The sequence below is a fragment of the Bradyrhizobium sp. Mp27 genome, from assembly GCF_029953005.1.
GTDB lineage: Bacteria > Pseudomonadota > Alphaproteobacteria > Rhizobiales > Xanthobacteraceae > Bradyrhizobium > Bradyrhizobium barranii.
The window spans coordinates 1-13341 of record NZ_JASAUS010000001.1; the positions used below are offsets into that span (position 1 = coordinate 1).

General features: G+C 60.4%; 12 protein-coding genes and 1 pseudogene. 12 read left to right on the forward strand and 1 reads right to left on the reverse strand.

Annotation, left to right across the window (positions count from 1 at the left end):
* Positions 1 to 654, reverse strand: a pseudogene (locus QJT78_RS00005) (IS21 family transposase); the annotation flags it as partial.
* A gap of 158 nt (positions 655 to 812) precedes the next feature.
* Here QJT78_RS00005 and QJT78_RS00010 point away from each other — a divergent pair.
* From QJT78_RS00010 to QJT78_RS00065, 12 genes are all read left to right on the forward strand, one after another.
* Positions 813 to 1445, forward strand: a complete 633-nt coding sequence (locus QJT78_RS00010; RefSeq protein WP_028147259.1) for a methyltransferase domain-containing protein — start codon at positions 813 to 815, stop codon at positions 1443 to 1445.
* Positions 1446 to 1997: 552 nt separating this feature from the next.
* Complete coding sequence (locus tag QJT78_RS00015; RefSeq protein WP_028147258.1) at positions 1998 to 3302, forward strand: lipopolysaccharide biosynthesis protein; 1305 nt, start codon at positions 1998 to 2000, stop codon at positions 3300 to 3302.
* A gap of 56 nt (positions 3303 to 3358) precedes the next feature.
* Positions 3359 to 3517 (forward strand): hypothetical protein, encoded by a 159-nt coding sequence (locus QJT78_RS00020; RefSeq protein ID WP_240537533.1) that lies wholly within the window; start codon positions 3359 to 3361, stop codon positions 3515 to 3517.
* On the forward strand, positions 3510 to 4412 hold the full coding sequence (locus tag QJT78_RS00025) for a thioesterase domain-containing protein (protein ID WP_244433360.1): 903 nt from the start codon (positions 3510 to 3512) through the stop codon (positions 4410 to 4412). Before QJT78_RS00020 ends, QJT78_RS00025 begins: the two co-directional genes overlap by 8 nt.
* Entirely contained in the window at positions 4366 to 5376 is a 1011-nt protein-coding gene (gene nadE / locus QJT78_RS00030; RefSeq protein ID WP_049807509.1) for an NAD(+) synthase, read from the forward strand. The genes QJT78_RS00025 and nadE overlap by 47 nt, the downstream gene beginning before the upstream one ends.
* 5 nt (positions 5377 to 5381) lie before the next feature.
* Positions 5382 to 7409, forward strand: a complete 2028-nt coding sequence (gene asnB / locus QJT78_RS00035; RefSeq protein ID WP_028147255.1) for an asparagine synthase (glutamine-hydrolyzing) — start codon at positions 5382 to 5384, stop codon at positions 7407 to 7409.
* Positions 7406 to 8968 carry an AMP-binding protein gene (locus tag QJT78_RS00040; RefSeq protein ID WP_028147254.1) on the forward strand — a complete coding sequence of 521 codons (1563 nt, stop codon included), beginning with the start codon at positions 7406 to 7408 and terminating at the stop codon, positions 8966 to 8968. The genes asnB and QJT78_RS00040 overlap by 4 nt, the downstream gene beginning before the upstream one ends.
* 50 nt (positions 8969 to 9018) lie before the next feature.
* Positions 9019 to 9297, forward strand: coding sequence for an acyl carrier protein (locus QJT78_RS00045; protein WP_014496395.1), 279 nt, complete (start codon positions 9019 to 9021; stop codon positions 9295 to 9297).
* Between the two features lie 327 nt (positions 9298 to 9624).
* Entirely contained in the window at positions 9625 to 10353 is a 729-nt protein-coding gene (locus tag QJT78_RS00050) for a sugar phosphate nucleotidyltransferase (protein ID WP_225894981.1), read from the forward strand.
* A 126-nt stretch (positions 10354 to 10479) separates the two neighbouring features.
* Entirely contained in the window at positions 10480 to 11538 is a 1059-nt protein-coding gene (locus tag QJT78_RS00055) for a DegT/DnrJ/EryC1/StrS family aminotransferase (RefSeq protein ID WP_240537534.1), read from the forward strand.
* The gene (locus QJT78_RS00060) at positions 11535 to 12272 is read left to right on the forward strand and encodes a sugar transferase (RefSeq protein WP_038942598.1); all 738 of its coding nucleotides are present in this window, start codon (positions 11535 to 11537) and stop codon (positions 12270 to 12272) included. Before QJT78_RS00055 ends, QJT78_RS00060 begins: the two co-directional genes overlap by 4 nt.
* 12 nt (positions 12273 to 12284) lie before the next feature.
* Positions 12285 to 13325 carry an NAD(P)-dependent oxidoreductase gene (locus QJT78_RS00065; RefSeq protein WP_028147250.1) on the forward strand — a complete coding sequence of 347 codons (1041 nt, stop codon included), beginning with the start codon at positions 12285 to 12287 and terminating at the stop codon, positions 13323 to 13325.
* The last annotated feature ends 16 nt before the right edge of the window (positions 13326 to 13341 follow it).

Here is a 13341-nt window from a genome sequence, read left to right on the forward strand (position 1 = left end):
CGCCTCTTCGTGGAGCTGCGCCCAGACTTGTTGGCTGGACTTCCAGACTACCCGCCGGAAGCTGCGCCGCGAGTAGCGTAGCGTCATCACGAACAGGCGGGGACGACGGTACCGCCCGCTCTTCGGATCAACCGTCGGCGCGCCCTCGCCATAGTCGACCTGAGCTTCCTCGCCGGGGAGGAACTCAAGACGATCAAACTGCTCAGGATCAGCGTGCCGCAACCGGCGCACAAACCGCTTGACACTCTGGTAGCTGGACGGAAAGCCAAATTGATCAACCAGGTCCTGGTAAATCGCCTGCGCGTTCCGCTTCAGCCGGACCTGTTCTTCGATCCACGTCCGATGCGCTTCGCAAGCCGAACGGGCCAGGCTGCTGGTGACCGTCGCTTCCGATGTCCCAAAAGCCGGTGGTCGGGGTGGAGGAATTTGGCCGTCCGCGCTCACCGAGCCGGTGGTCACTTCCCCGGGGGAATTTGCCTCCGCACCGGCCCGCAGCGCCTGATAACGCCGGATCGTCTTGCGATCGACACCCGTCAGCCGGTGAATCTCGCGCTGGCTGGTGTTGCGATCAAGTAATGTAAGTACGGTGCTTTGCAGATGTCGCTTCAAGACGTTCAACTCCCCGGCCCCTTGCTGGCTAAAGGGGTCGAACATAAACGTCCTGCCTGACCGGCTACTGCTGTTCAGCGGCGCTGACGGCGATCATCAGGTGGGGGAGTTTCAAGTGACCATACCCGGGGGATTTTGACCGACCCACGGGGAATGGGAATTGCTTACTCGTCTGTTGTGGCCGCAGGAAACGGAGTGCACCCTTGCAACACCTGATCAGAAGTGCACTGAACAATTTGGTACCGCCGGACCGCCGATACCGCTTTCGCAAAGCGCTTGGCCTGACCGAGACCTGGTCCCGAGTAGTAATGAATCAGGAGGTCAAGAAGTTCATCGAGTCGCTCGATTGCGCTCGGTTGGATGTGCTCGAAATCAGTGGCAAGCGCGAGGATGACTTCAACTTCCACTCTTATCGCGTGGTCGAGTATCCCGAATACGATATTTGCGCGGGCCCGCTCGCCGCGGAGAGCTTCGACCTGGTGATTGCCGAGCAGGTGTTCGAGCACATCAAGCATCCGGACCGAGCTGCAACTCACGTGTTTCAGATGTTGAGACCGGGGGGAACATTTGTAATTACCACGCCGTTTCTGGTGAAAATTCACCCAGCTCCGCTGGATTGCTTTCGTTGGTCTCAAGAAGGGATCCAGATCCTCCTGGAATCTGCGGGATTTTCGGTCTTGACGACGGGCTCCTGGGGCAATCGACAGTGTCTGATGACAGATCTCAAGCACGACATGCGATGGGCCTACTATATCCCGGCCATCCACAGCCTGAAGAATGATCCTCAGTTGCCGATTTCGGTTTGGGCCTTCGCAAGGAAGCCCTCATTGGCCTGATTTTCGCGATCAACCGGTTCGACTGAGGCTGCCAGTTGGCAGGGGGCGACGTCGCCATTTATCCCATTTGTTCAATGCTATCGCGCACTAACGATGGACCATCGCGGTTACCGATTTCGATTTCCGACGGTCGAGCAGCTTCCGCAGCATGCTCCCAGGTGCGCCAGCAAGTATGAAGACATCCCAACTCCTGCTGAGGAGCGCGCTCCGAATGAAATCGGGAGATGTCGAGACGCTCATCTCACGGCTACGTGCGCGCCTGTAATCTCTCGCATTTGCACGTCATCCAGGCCCGCGCTGATCCACAAGTCTCGCAACGCTTCCATTCGAGACGCGGGTTCCGGCTCCAATCACGATCGGGCTCCGAGCGTCGTCTATTCCGCAAGCACGAGCTGTTCATGCAAACCCTCCTTCGATTCCGCGACACTTCAGTCAGCGTCATGCGAATGAATGATGGCGTGTGCGCCGCTCCATCCTACGATCAAGCCGAAGTACAGTGCTCAGCCGCTACGATGTTGCATTTTTGAAATGAATGGACCGAGGAAATTTTTCATGGCCGCAAAGCCGGCTACCGGTCCGACGCGGACAGGGGCCCTTGTTCGTGCAGCGGCGGGTGTCTCCGCCCTTGCACTCACCGGCCAGCTCATGCTCGTAGCGGCCATTCCCATCCTCACCCGGCTCTATTCGCCAGAGGATTTTGGAATCTTCACGATCTATCTCTCAATCGTAAACATCCTCGGCGCGATAGCCGGGCTTCGCTTCAGCACGTCGCTGTATGTGGTTGAAGACAGAGCTCACGCGCTGGTCGCGCTCAAGCTCACACTCGTGGCGGTCTGCTTTACGACCTCTGTTGTGCTTGCCGCGGGATATCTGCTGTCGGACATGGTGCCAGAACGGCTGCAACATCTTACCTACCTCGTACCCATCGGGATGGCTGCGGTCGGCGTGGCCGACGCAATGAACTGCTGGTGCTTGCGTTTCAATCATATGCGTGACTTCGGCATGGGCCGCCTCATCCTGCCGGCGTCGATGGCACTGCTCCAGGTGAGCTTCGGCCTCGCTCGCCTCGGGGACGATGCAATGATCCGAGCCTACATCCTGAGCCAGGCTGTGCTGATCACATTCCTCTGCACCCGGCTCCTGAAATGGGAGGACATCCGCCGCATCGCGCAAGCCTCGTGGGGTTCGGTCGCGGCGACGGCGCGGCGAGAGTACAAATTTCCCCTGTTCGAGCTGCCCTCGGCCCTTGCGGGATTCGCGATCATCAATCTCCCCGCAATCTTCATAGGCTCGCTATTCGGTACCGCATTTGCCGGGCATTTTGGCGTCGCCGCCCGTCTCGTGACCGGTCCGGTCACCCTGATCGCCTTGCCGCTCAGCAATGTCTTCGTCGCCGAGGCCAGCAAAGACTTCAATCGTCATCATCTGCTCGGCACCGCATGCGGCCTGTTGGTCGTTGCGGCCGGCCTGATCGTTCTGCCGGTGCTCGGCCTTGGATTTATCTCTCCCTACGTCGTCGTTCCGCTGCTCGGAGAATCCTGGATACCTACGGGTCAGATCATGGGCGCCCTGGCGCTCATGTGCGCCGCACAGGCCCTGTCGACGCCCATTCAGGAAGTTCCGACTCTTTTTCGCCGTCAGGAACTGCGTCTGCTGGTTGATCTGGTGCGGGCCGTGTTTGTATTTGGCCCGCTTCTCATCGGTGCTCACCTCGGCCTCGACCCGTTGCAGGTGATCTACATGATGGCCGCCGGAGGAGCTACCGGCTACGCCCTCGGAATTATCGTGGCGCTGTTTCTCTTGAATGGGCCTGGCGGCGCGCGGACGTCGGGCGCACCGATCAATGGGCCTGTGTGACCCAGAGGGTCGAAAGAGCACGCCCCGAACTTCGCGTCCGCTCGAGGAGGCGGCACATGGACGACAGACGCGCTGGAGCGAAAATAACCAATTTCCCGGGCGCGACCATGTGCTTCATGCAAATGAATGATGAGAGGATTTTCAACGTCTTCATACTCCAGTTTCGGAGCTCGATCGGTCGGTTGCATGCCAATGAAGCTACGGCCATTGATTGATACAGGCGAGGATTTGGCTTCTCCGCCCTCGAGCATTGTGGCGGCGGCGCCGCCCGTGCTTTTCCTACTGCCCGGCTCACTTGGTTATGGAGCCAGCCTCGCCGCCCTGACAGCCTCAATCCGCGAAATTGCACATGTCGTTCCGATCCGCTACCCGGATCTCGGCAAGATATTGCAGGGTCAGGACAGCGTTTGCGATATGGCTGCTGCTGCCGTGGAGCAGATCAATCGCATCCAGCCGCACGGCCACATCAGACTTCTCGGTCATTCCCTCGGTGGGGCGGTCGCCTTCGAGGTCGCGACGCGAATGTTTGCCGCTGGCCGCTCGGTGAAGTTCTTCGGAATTCTCGATACCAGCCTCATGGGCGAGCGCAGTTCTGCATGGGAGACGGTGACCCGCACGATCCGTCGAATCCGCAATAACCGGGTCACCGCGCCCCGAATGGCCTGCCGGGCCCTCGCCAAGGCAACCGTTGCGATCGGCCATGAAGCTAACCTGGCCCGGATGCTCGATCGCCGCGCGAAGGGGCAGTTCGATCTCACCTCTTTCAGGCTCAAGCAGGAATTGCAGGAAGTCTTGCGCGCGAAAGCCTACTTCCGCTGGTTGGCGGAGCCGAAATCGATGCTGCCGTTCTCCGCCGTTCTGTTCCGATGCCAGCGAAAGAAGATGCCGCAAACTCTGGGATGGGATCGTGCGTTCGCCCAGATCGATGTCGTCCCAAGCGCAGGCACTCACACCGATCTGGTCATGCCGCCTTACCTCGCGATGAACTTGCACCTCGTCCAGAAGGCGCTGTCGCAAACCTACTCACCGGCCGAGTTTCCCCAGAGAGAGGCGGATTGTTCACGTGACCCTGCAAGCAGCCCACAGCCAAACCGAACCCGCGTTCAGTAAAGACGCCCTGGTCCTGGATGCGCCATCAGAGGTCGCGCGCATCGTCGCGTTCTTGCGCGACCGTGTCCTTGGCGTGCTTGGCCGACGCGGAGCCATCGTCGGACTGTCCGGCGGCATCGACAGCTCCGTAGTCGCAGCGCTCTGTGCGCGCGCATTTGGAAACACGAAGGTCCTCGGTCTGCTGATGCCCGAGCGCGATTCGTCGTCCGATTCGCTGAGGCTCGGCCGGGTCGTTGCCACGCAACTGCGCCTCACGACGGTCGTCGAAGACATCGCACCGGCGCTCGAAGCATTGGGCGCGTACCGCCGGCAGCGAGAGGCGATCCAAGCCGTCGTACCCGAGTATGGAATCGACTGGAAGTGCAAGCTGGTGCTCGGCTCGGGCTCGGAGAGCGCCGGCATCAACATCACCCGTCTGACCGTACAGGACCCGGACGGCGAAACCTCCACCGTGCGTCTTCCGCCCGAGGTCTACCTGCAGATCGTTGCCGCGACCAACTACAAGCAACGGGTCCGCAAGATGACCGAGTACTATCACGCGGACCGTCTGAAATATGCCGTCATAGGTACGCCAAACCGGCTCGAGCACGATCAGGGCTTCTTCGTGAAGCAGGGTGACGGGGATGCGGACGTCATGCCGATTGCGCATCTCTACAAGAGCCAGGTCTACCAACTGGCCGAATACCTTGGCATCGACGACGAGATCAGGCGACGGCCGCCGACATCCGACACATTCTCGCTGCCGCAGAGCCAGGAGGAGTTCTATTTCGCTGCCCCTTATCGATTGACAGATGTTTGCATGTACGCGGTCAACCACGGCATTTCCGCCGACAACGTGGCCGAGGCAGTAGGTCTGGCCACAGCGCAGGTGCAGAAGGTCTTCAAGGACATCACTTCCAAGCGTCGGGCGACGCGCTATCTCCACAGCCCGCCTCTACTCGTTGATGCGGTAATCGAGGACTAGACGGCATGTGCGGCATCGCCGGCATCGTGGCGCTGAGTGCGAACGCTCCGAGTCCTTCGCGGAGAGCGCTCTTGCGGATGGTCGGGGCGCTCGCACATCGCGGGCCAGACGAGCGGGGCCTCTACCGGGACCAACGCGCGGGCCTGGCGCACGCCCGGCTCTCGATCATCGACATAGCGGGCGGACAACAGCCGCTCGCCGATCCCGGCGGACCCGCCTGGATCGTGTTCAACGGCGAGATCTTCAACTATGTCGAGCTGCGCGAGCAGCTGATCTCGCTCGGCCATCGCTTCCGCACCCGCAGCGACACGGAGGTCGCGATTCAGGCCTATCGCGTCTGGGGCGAGGCAGCATTCGAACGGATGAACGGGCAATGGGCCCTTGCCATCTGGGACGCCTCCGCCAGCCGCCTCGTCTTGTCCCGTGACCGGACCGGAATCTGTCCGCTCTATATCTGCAACCATCAAGGCCAGCTCTACTTCGCCAGTGAGATCAAGGCCATCTTCGCGGCAAATCCGGCAATCCCTCGAGCATTCGATCCAGCAGGCATCGACCAGACTTTTACCTTCTGGAGCAGCGTGCCGCCGCAAAGCGTGTTTCAGGGGATCACGGAGATTGAACCGGGACACGTCCGCAGTTACGTGCGCGGCGCGGTCCGGGACCGCCCATTCTGGACTCCGTGCTATGCGCCCCGGTCCGACGAGCATCGCATTTCGTCCGCCGGCTGCAGTGACGATGTGATCGATGCCGTGCGTAGCGCACTGGAGGCGGCTACGGCGCTCCGAATGGTCCGGTCCGACGTCCCCGTGGGAAGCTATCTCTCCGGTGGTCTCGACAGTTCGCTTGTTGCGGCATTGGGAAGCCGCTTTGCGGGCAGACGTTTCCAGACGTTTTCCGTGCGATTTTCCGACGCCGAGTATGACGAGACCTCCTATCAGCGCCTAATGGCACGCACGATTGCGAGCGAGCACCACGAGCTCATGGTCTCGCGGCAGGATATCGCCGAGGTATTTCCCAAGGTCATCTATCACACTGAGCGGCCAATTCTGAGGACCGCCCCTGCACCGTTGTTCCTGCTCTCAAAGCTCGTGCGCGAGCGCGGCATCAAGGTCGTTCTGACCGGCGAAGGCGCAGATGAAATGTTCGCCGGCTACGATGTGTTTCGCGAAGGCAAGATCCGCCGTTTCTGGGGCCGCCAGCCGGCTTCGACGCGGCGCGCCGCCCTCCTGAGCCGGCTCTATCCCTACATCTCGCGATCGCCGGTCCACATGCAGGCCATCGCGCTAAAGTTCTTCGGACACGGCATTTCTGCCCCAGATGCGCCCGGCTTCGCTCACTCTCCGCGTTGGCGCAGCACCAGCGCGATCAAGCGCCTGTTCTCCGCAGACATGCGCGCGGCGACTTCGCGAGCCGACCCGGTGACCGAATTGCTCGATCGTCTGCCACCGGATTTTTCCCGCTGGACGCCGCTTGCACAAGATCAGTACCTCGAGACCAAGACGCTCCTGGCCGGATACCTGCTCTCCTCCCAGGGAGACCGGATGCTGATGGCGCACTCGGTCGAGGGACGCTTTCCATTCCTTGACGACGACGTCGTCGAGCTCGCGAACTCCCTTCCGGACGCCTGCAAACTTCGCATCCTCGACGAGAAGCACGTCCTTAAGCGTGTCACGCAGTCGCAGGTTCCACCAGAGATCGTCACACGCAAGAAGCAGCCCTACCGGACCCCCAATGCGCTCTGCTTCGTGGACAGGGATGCCCCCCCTTATGTTGACGAAGCGCTTTCAAGCGCAAGCGTCCGCGCCGCAAACATCTTCGACCCGGTGGCGGTCGAGCGGCTGCGCACCAAGTGCCAAGCTCATGCGCACGCCGGCGATGGCGACCTGTCGAACTTCGACAACATGGCGCTCGTCGGCGTCCTGTCCACTCAGCTCCTGTTCCAGCAGTTCGTCGCGGACCGGCCGGAAGCACCGCACCGCCTCGAGCTCAGCGTGGACGTCGACCGCCAGGACGTACCGGGAGTTTACGCATGATCAACAATCCTGTGCCGCTCCTGCACGATTACCTGATCAACTCGGCCCATCAAAACGGCGCGAAGGTCGCGCTCGTATGCGACGGTCATCGGGTCACCTACGACCAGCTCGAGGCGTGGTCGAATGCGGTCGCGCACCACCTGGTCGAGGCCGGTGTCGAGCGCGGCGACCGTGTGATGATCTTTTCCGACAACACCGTCGATGCAGCCGTCAGTTTCTGGGCCGTCCTCAAGGCCAACGCGATCGTATGCCTTATCAATCCTCTCACGAAGCCCGACAAGCTCGGCTATCTCCTCAATGACTGCCAGCCGACTGCGCTCATTGCGCAAACGCGCCTTTACGCCACGTTCCGCGAACCTGCACGACATTGCCCGTCCTTGCGCCGCGTGATCGTGTCCGGCCCAATCGGCGACGCGGATTTGAACGCACTGCCGCATGCCGTACGATGGAGCACTGTAACGGCCACCGAGCGCGACGTCGCTCCCGCGCGCCGCTGCATCGATATCGATCTCGCCGCCATTGTCTACACCTCGGGCTCGACCGGCGAGCCCAAAGGGGTGATGCTGACGCACCGGAACATGATGACGGCGTGTACGTCGGTGTCGTCGTATCTGGACGTCCGTGACGATGAGGTCATCCTCAACGCTCTGCCACTCGCCTTCGACTACGGCCTGTATCAGATGATTATGGCCGTACGCGCCGGCGCACGCCTTGTTCTCGAGCGCTCGTTTGCTTTCCCCGCCGAGACGCTCCGACGTGTTGCGGAAGAGAGAGTGACGGGTTTTCCCGGCGTTCCGACGATGTTCTCGACTCTGCTGCAGCTTGAATCGTTGAAGAGTTACGATCTATCCAGCATTCGCTACGTGACGAGCACCGGTGCCGCACTGCCGGTCCGGCACCTGGCGCAACTGAGACACACGTTCCCCGGCGCCCGCATCTACTCCATGTACGGTCTTACCGAATGCAAACGCTGCACCTACCTGCCGCCGGAGGATCTCGATCGGAAGCCGTCGAGCGTAGGAATTGCCATCCCAAATACCGAAATGTGGATCGTCGACGAGCGTGATCAACGGGTCGGCGCCGGCATCGCCGGACAGCTGGTGATCCGCGGTGCGACCGTCATGAAGGGCTATTGGCGAAAGCCCGAAGCTACCGCGAAGAAGCTCAAGCCCGGACCGCTTCCCGGCGAGCAGGTGCTTTACACCGGCGACTACTGTCAGATGGACGCCGACGGATATCTGTACTTCGTCAGCCGGAGCGACGAGGTCATCAAATCACGCGGCGAGAAGGTCGCGCCCAAGGAGGTGGAGAGCGCTCTGCTGGACATTCCCGGCATAAGGGAAGCGGCAGTCATCGGCGTTCCCGACGATCTGCTCGGCCACGCGATCAAGGCCTTCGTGGTCATCGACCAAGGCCGGCCGATCGACGCCAAGCAGATCCAGCGAGAGTGTCATAAGCGCCTCGAGAGTTTCATGGTCCCCAAGTACGTCGTTATCATGCCGGAACTTGCGCGCACGGATACGGGCAAGATCAACAAGAGAGAGCTCATCACGGGATAGCTTGTGGACGACCGATCGACGCACCCGCTTTCATATGGAGCACCAACGCAATGACACTGGTCTTGGCACCCGACCGCTGCAAGGAGCAGATCCGCGCCTTTCTGACATCGAATTTCTACATCAGCGACATCGCGGCGCTGAACGACGACGCTTCCCTGCTCGACCAGGGGATCATCGATTCGACCGGAGTGCTCGAGGTGGTCGGGTTCATCGAGACGACCTTCGGCATCGCCGTCGACGACAATGAGATCCTGCCCGAGAATCTCGATTCCATTCGGGGCATGGCACGTTACATCGCCAGCAAGGTTAATTTGGCCGCCGATACCTGACCGACCGGCGCGTTCGGCAAGCAGAGGAAACGAGCTGTCCTGTGACTCGATCGCGGCTTGGCACTCCGGGGCTTCACCCGGCTGCCGAGTGCGGCGTTTTTTCGCCCTCGCGACCCCTTCCGCATGAGCCCCTTCGTCAAGGCGAATCCCGTGCCTTCCGGAGAGGTACACCTCGACTGCACGACTGCGTGGACAACCCACCGGCATTCCTCTGCCGTCCGATTCCAACGCTCTCATGCAAACGAACGAAGACGCAGGCATGGTTTGCTCCTACCTTTTTTCCTGAGAAGCATATCTCGTTTTTTTGAAGCGTATTTTTTTGAGTACATGGAGGTTCAGATGAAAGCGGTAGTTCAGTGCGGCGGCAGAGGAACTCGACTTCGTCCACATACGTCCATTTTGCCAAAACCTCTCATGCCAATCGGCGCCCGTCCCGTCCTCGAGCTCGTTCTCAAATGGTTGAGACGGAACGGGATCGGAGAGGTCTTCGTCACCACCGGTTATCTGGGTCATCTGATCCGCAGCGTCTGCGGTGACGGCAGCCAGTGGAACATGCAGATCACGTATACGCAGGAGCTCGAGCCGCTCGGCACGATCGGTCCGCTGTCATTGCTGCGAGAACAGCTCAACGAGCCCTTCCTGGTCCTCAACGGTGACGTCCTGACAGACCTGAACCTGAACCAGCTGATCCACAATCACCGAAAATCCGACGCCAACATCACCATCGGGACCTCCGTTCGGAGCACGAAGATGGACTTCGGTGTGATTGATGAAATCGATGGACGCGTGACCGGATTTCGCGAGAAGCCGGAGCTGACGAACCTCGTCAGCATGGGAATCTACTGCATGAATCCGGTCGTCCTCGAGCGCATTCCGTCGGGCGTCCCCTTCGGATTCGACGACCTGATGTTCCAGATGCTCGAGGAAGAAGCCCGCGTTAACGTCTTCAAGCACACTGGCCTGTGGCTCGACATTGGCCGGGTCGAGGACTTCCTGAAAGCCCAGGACATTGCGTGGGACGAGCAATCGTCTGCATTCGCAACAGCGGCTGCGTGACGCAGCGTCACCCTTCGCATGGGGAATGAACGGGAAGAGGAACACATGCTGTTGGTATCAGAACCGGCCCTTGGAATTGACGAAAAGGAAGCTCTTGTTGCCGCGATCGATAGCGGCTGGATCACCATGGGGGATCGCGTACGGGAGTTCGAGCAAACGTTTGCACGCATGCACGGCGCCGAGGACTCGATTGCAGTCGGATCATGCACGGCCGCACTTCACCTCATCCTGCATGCGCTCGGCGTCGGCCCCGGCGATGAAGTCCTCGTTCCATCTCTCACGTTCGTTGCCACGGCCAATGCCGTGCTCTACGTCGGAGCGCGGCCCGTGTTCGTCGATGTCCAATCCGGGGCAATTCCCCTGATGTCCGCGGCCGACGCGCTCCGCAAATGCACCTCGCGGACGAAAGCGGTGATCCTCATGCATTTTGGGGGCTACCTCGCTGATCGAGAGGAGTGGCAGGCCTTCGCTCGCAGCAAGGGTCTGCTCCTGATCGAGGACGCCGCGCATGCGCCCGGCGTCAAGGGGGTCGGCACGTTTGGCGATGCAGCCGCATTTTCCTTCTACGGCAACAAGAACATGACGACTGCTGAAGGCGGCGCGATCATAACGCGTCACCGAATCTTAAACGACATGATCAAGCGCGCCAGGTCGCATGGCATGACCACCAACACGCGCCAGCGCCTCGTCAGCCGCAGCCCCGAATACGACGTGACGCTTCTTGGATTCAACTACCGCATGGACGAGTTGCGCGCCGCGGTCGGCCTGGTGCAGCTGCGTAAGTTGGCAGGTTGGAACGACGCCAGGCGGCATCTGTCGCTGCACTATCGGCGGCGGCTCGCCGAGCGTTGCCCTTCGGTCGTGGTGCCATTCAACGCGTCGTGGGTCTCGGCCCACCATCTCATGCCGGTCGTTCTCCCCGCGGCAAGCGCGCGGCAGCCCCTGATCGAACAGCTCAGCAAGCGCGGCGTTCAGACGACCATTCACTATCCCCCGGTGCATCGGTTGACGTTCTACCAGGATCAGTATCCGGGCATCAGCCTACCCAACACTGAGGATTTTTGCGGACGTGAGCTCACCTTGCCGCTCCATCCCGCGATGACTCCCGCCGACGTCGATCACGTGGCAGACAGCCTCGCGGATGGACTTCGGGTAACCTGTCCCGCGGAGGTCGAACAGGCATGAGCGAAACGGTCAATGCGGGATGCGCTGGGCCGGCAGCTCCGGCCGTGCGTTTGCGGCGCGTCATCGATGTCCTCGGTGCCGGGACGGCCATAATCGTCTCGCTGCCGATCCTGTTGGTCATTGCGCTTGCAGTCTGGATCGAAGGCGGGCGACCGATACTGTATTCGCAACTTCGTCTCGGGCTGAACGGGGCGCCGTTCCGCATGTACAAGTTCCGGAAGTTCAGAGCGGATTGCGACGATCGCGGAAGTCCGCTCACGATGGTGAACGACAACCGCATGACGACGATCGGCGGGCTGCTGGCTGCATTCAAGCTGGATGAGCTACCGCAGCTCTGGAACATCCTGCGGGGCGACATGTCTTTCGTCGGCCCGCGACCCGAGACCCTCGTATTTGCCGACTGTTTCAGGAACGGATTCGAAAAGATCCTGGAACACCGGCCAGGCCTCGTCGGGCCGTGCCAGGTTCTCTTCCGGCATGAAAATGAGCTGTTCCCGCCGGACGGCAATGTGGCGGATTTCTATCGGGAGGTTCTGTTTCCCGCGAAGGCGAAGATCGACCTGGCATATTATTCCAATCGAACCGTCACGTCCGATCTCCGGTGGATCGTTCAGGCCGGCTGGATCGCCGTGGGGGAGCCGCTTCTCAACCGCATACGAAGACCCCGACCGAAGAGCCAGAGCGGCATAGCGCCAACTGGCGGATCTGTCGGTGCGAATCTATTTCAAAAGTAGACGGGTGATCAAATGGTGACTGAAAAGCGAACTGTGCTTCTGGTAGGTGGTGCTGGTTACGTGGGCTCAGTGATCACGGGCCATCTCCTGAGAAAGGGTTGGCACGTCCGCTGCCTGGATCAGCTCATCTACAAGAACGAGAGCTGTGCCTGGCCTTATCTGAGCGTTCCGCAATACGAATTCATGCAAGGCGACATTCGCGATCCCCGTTTCGCCAATCAAGCACTGAAGGGTGTGGATGACGTCGTCATCCTCGCCGGGCTCGTTGGCGACCCGATCACGAGCAAGTACCCCGACGAAAGTCACGCCATCAATCGGAATGGCGTCGCGTCCTTCATCGACGCGATGCAACACCATCCGGTCGATCGGCTCATCTTCGTGTCCACCTGCTCGAACTATGGGTTAGTGGAAGAAGACAAGGCCGTCGACGAGAATTACCCGCTCGCGCCACTCTCCCTTTACGCCAAGCACAAGGTGGAGATGGAGCAGAAGATCCTGGGTCTCAAAGGAAAGGCTGGATTCCATCCAACGGTTCTCCGCTTTGCGACGGCCTTTGGTCTTTCCTCGCGAATGCGCTTCGATCTCACGGTGAACGAATTTGTGCGTGAACTGCACCTGGGAAAGGAACTGCTGGTATTCGATCCCAATACCTGGCGTCCCTACTGCCATGTTCGTGATTTTGCCCGCGCGATCGAGGAAGTGCTCCGCGCGCCCACCAGCAAGGTCGCCTTCGAAGTCTTCAATGTGGGCTGCGAGGAAAACAACTTCACCAAGCTGATGGTCGTTGAGGAGATCATGCGGCACATTCCGCGATCGAAAGTGACCTATCAGGAGCGCGGCGCCGATCCCCGGAATTACCGCGTGAATTTCGACAAAATCCGTCGGGTATTGAATTTCACGCCTGAGATCAGCGTTCAGCAAGGGATCAGTGAAATCCTCGCTGCCTTGAGCCAGGGCCTGTTCGACCACGTCGAGGAGCAGAGGCACTTCTTCGGAAACTACGAGATCTTTCTTCCGACCGCTCGCATCCCGGATTTGAAGAGAGCCGGCTGAGGGATTCGATATCGGT

Bases quoted from the DNA above. Each gene is read 5' to 3' on its own strand.
- QJT78_RS00015 (WP_028147258.1), top strand. From the start codon at position 1,998: ATGGCCGCAAAGCCGGCTACCGGTCCGACGCGGACAGGGGCCCTTGTT.
- QJT78_RS00020 (WP_240537533.1), top strand. From the start codon at position 3,359: ATGGACGACAGACGCGCTGGAGCGAAAATAACCAATTTCCCGGGCGCG.
- asnB (WP_028147255.1), top strand. From the start codon at position 5,382: ATGTGCGGCATCGCCGGCATCGTGGCGCTGAGTGCGAACGCTCCGAGT.
- QJT78_RS00040 (WP_028147254.1), top strand. From the start codon at position 7,406: ATGATCAACAATCCTGTGCCGCTCCTGCACGATTACCTGATCAACTCG.
- QJT78_RS00045 (WP_014496395.1), top strand. From the start codon at position 9,019: ATGACACTGGTCTTGGCACCCGACCGCTGCAAGGAGCAGATCCGCGCC.
- QJT78_RS00050 (WP_225894981.1), top strand. From the start codon at position 9,625: ATGGAGGTTCAGATGAAAGCGGTAGTTCAGTGCGGCGGCAGAGGAACT.
- QJT78_RS00055 (WP_240537534.1), top strand. From the start codon at position 10,480: ATGGGGGATCGCGTACGGGAGTTCGAGCAAACGTTTGCACGCATGCAC.
- QJT78_RS00060 (WP_038942598.1), top strand. From the start codon at position 11,535: ATGAGCGAAACGGTCAATGCGGGATGCGCTGGGCCGGCAGCTCCGGCC.
- QJT78_RS00065 (WP_028147250.1), top strand. From the start codon at position 12,285: ATGGTGACTGAAAAGCGAACTGTGCTTCTGGTAGGTGGTGCTGGTTAC.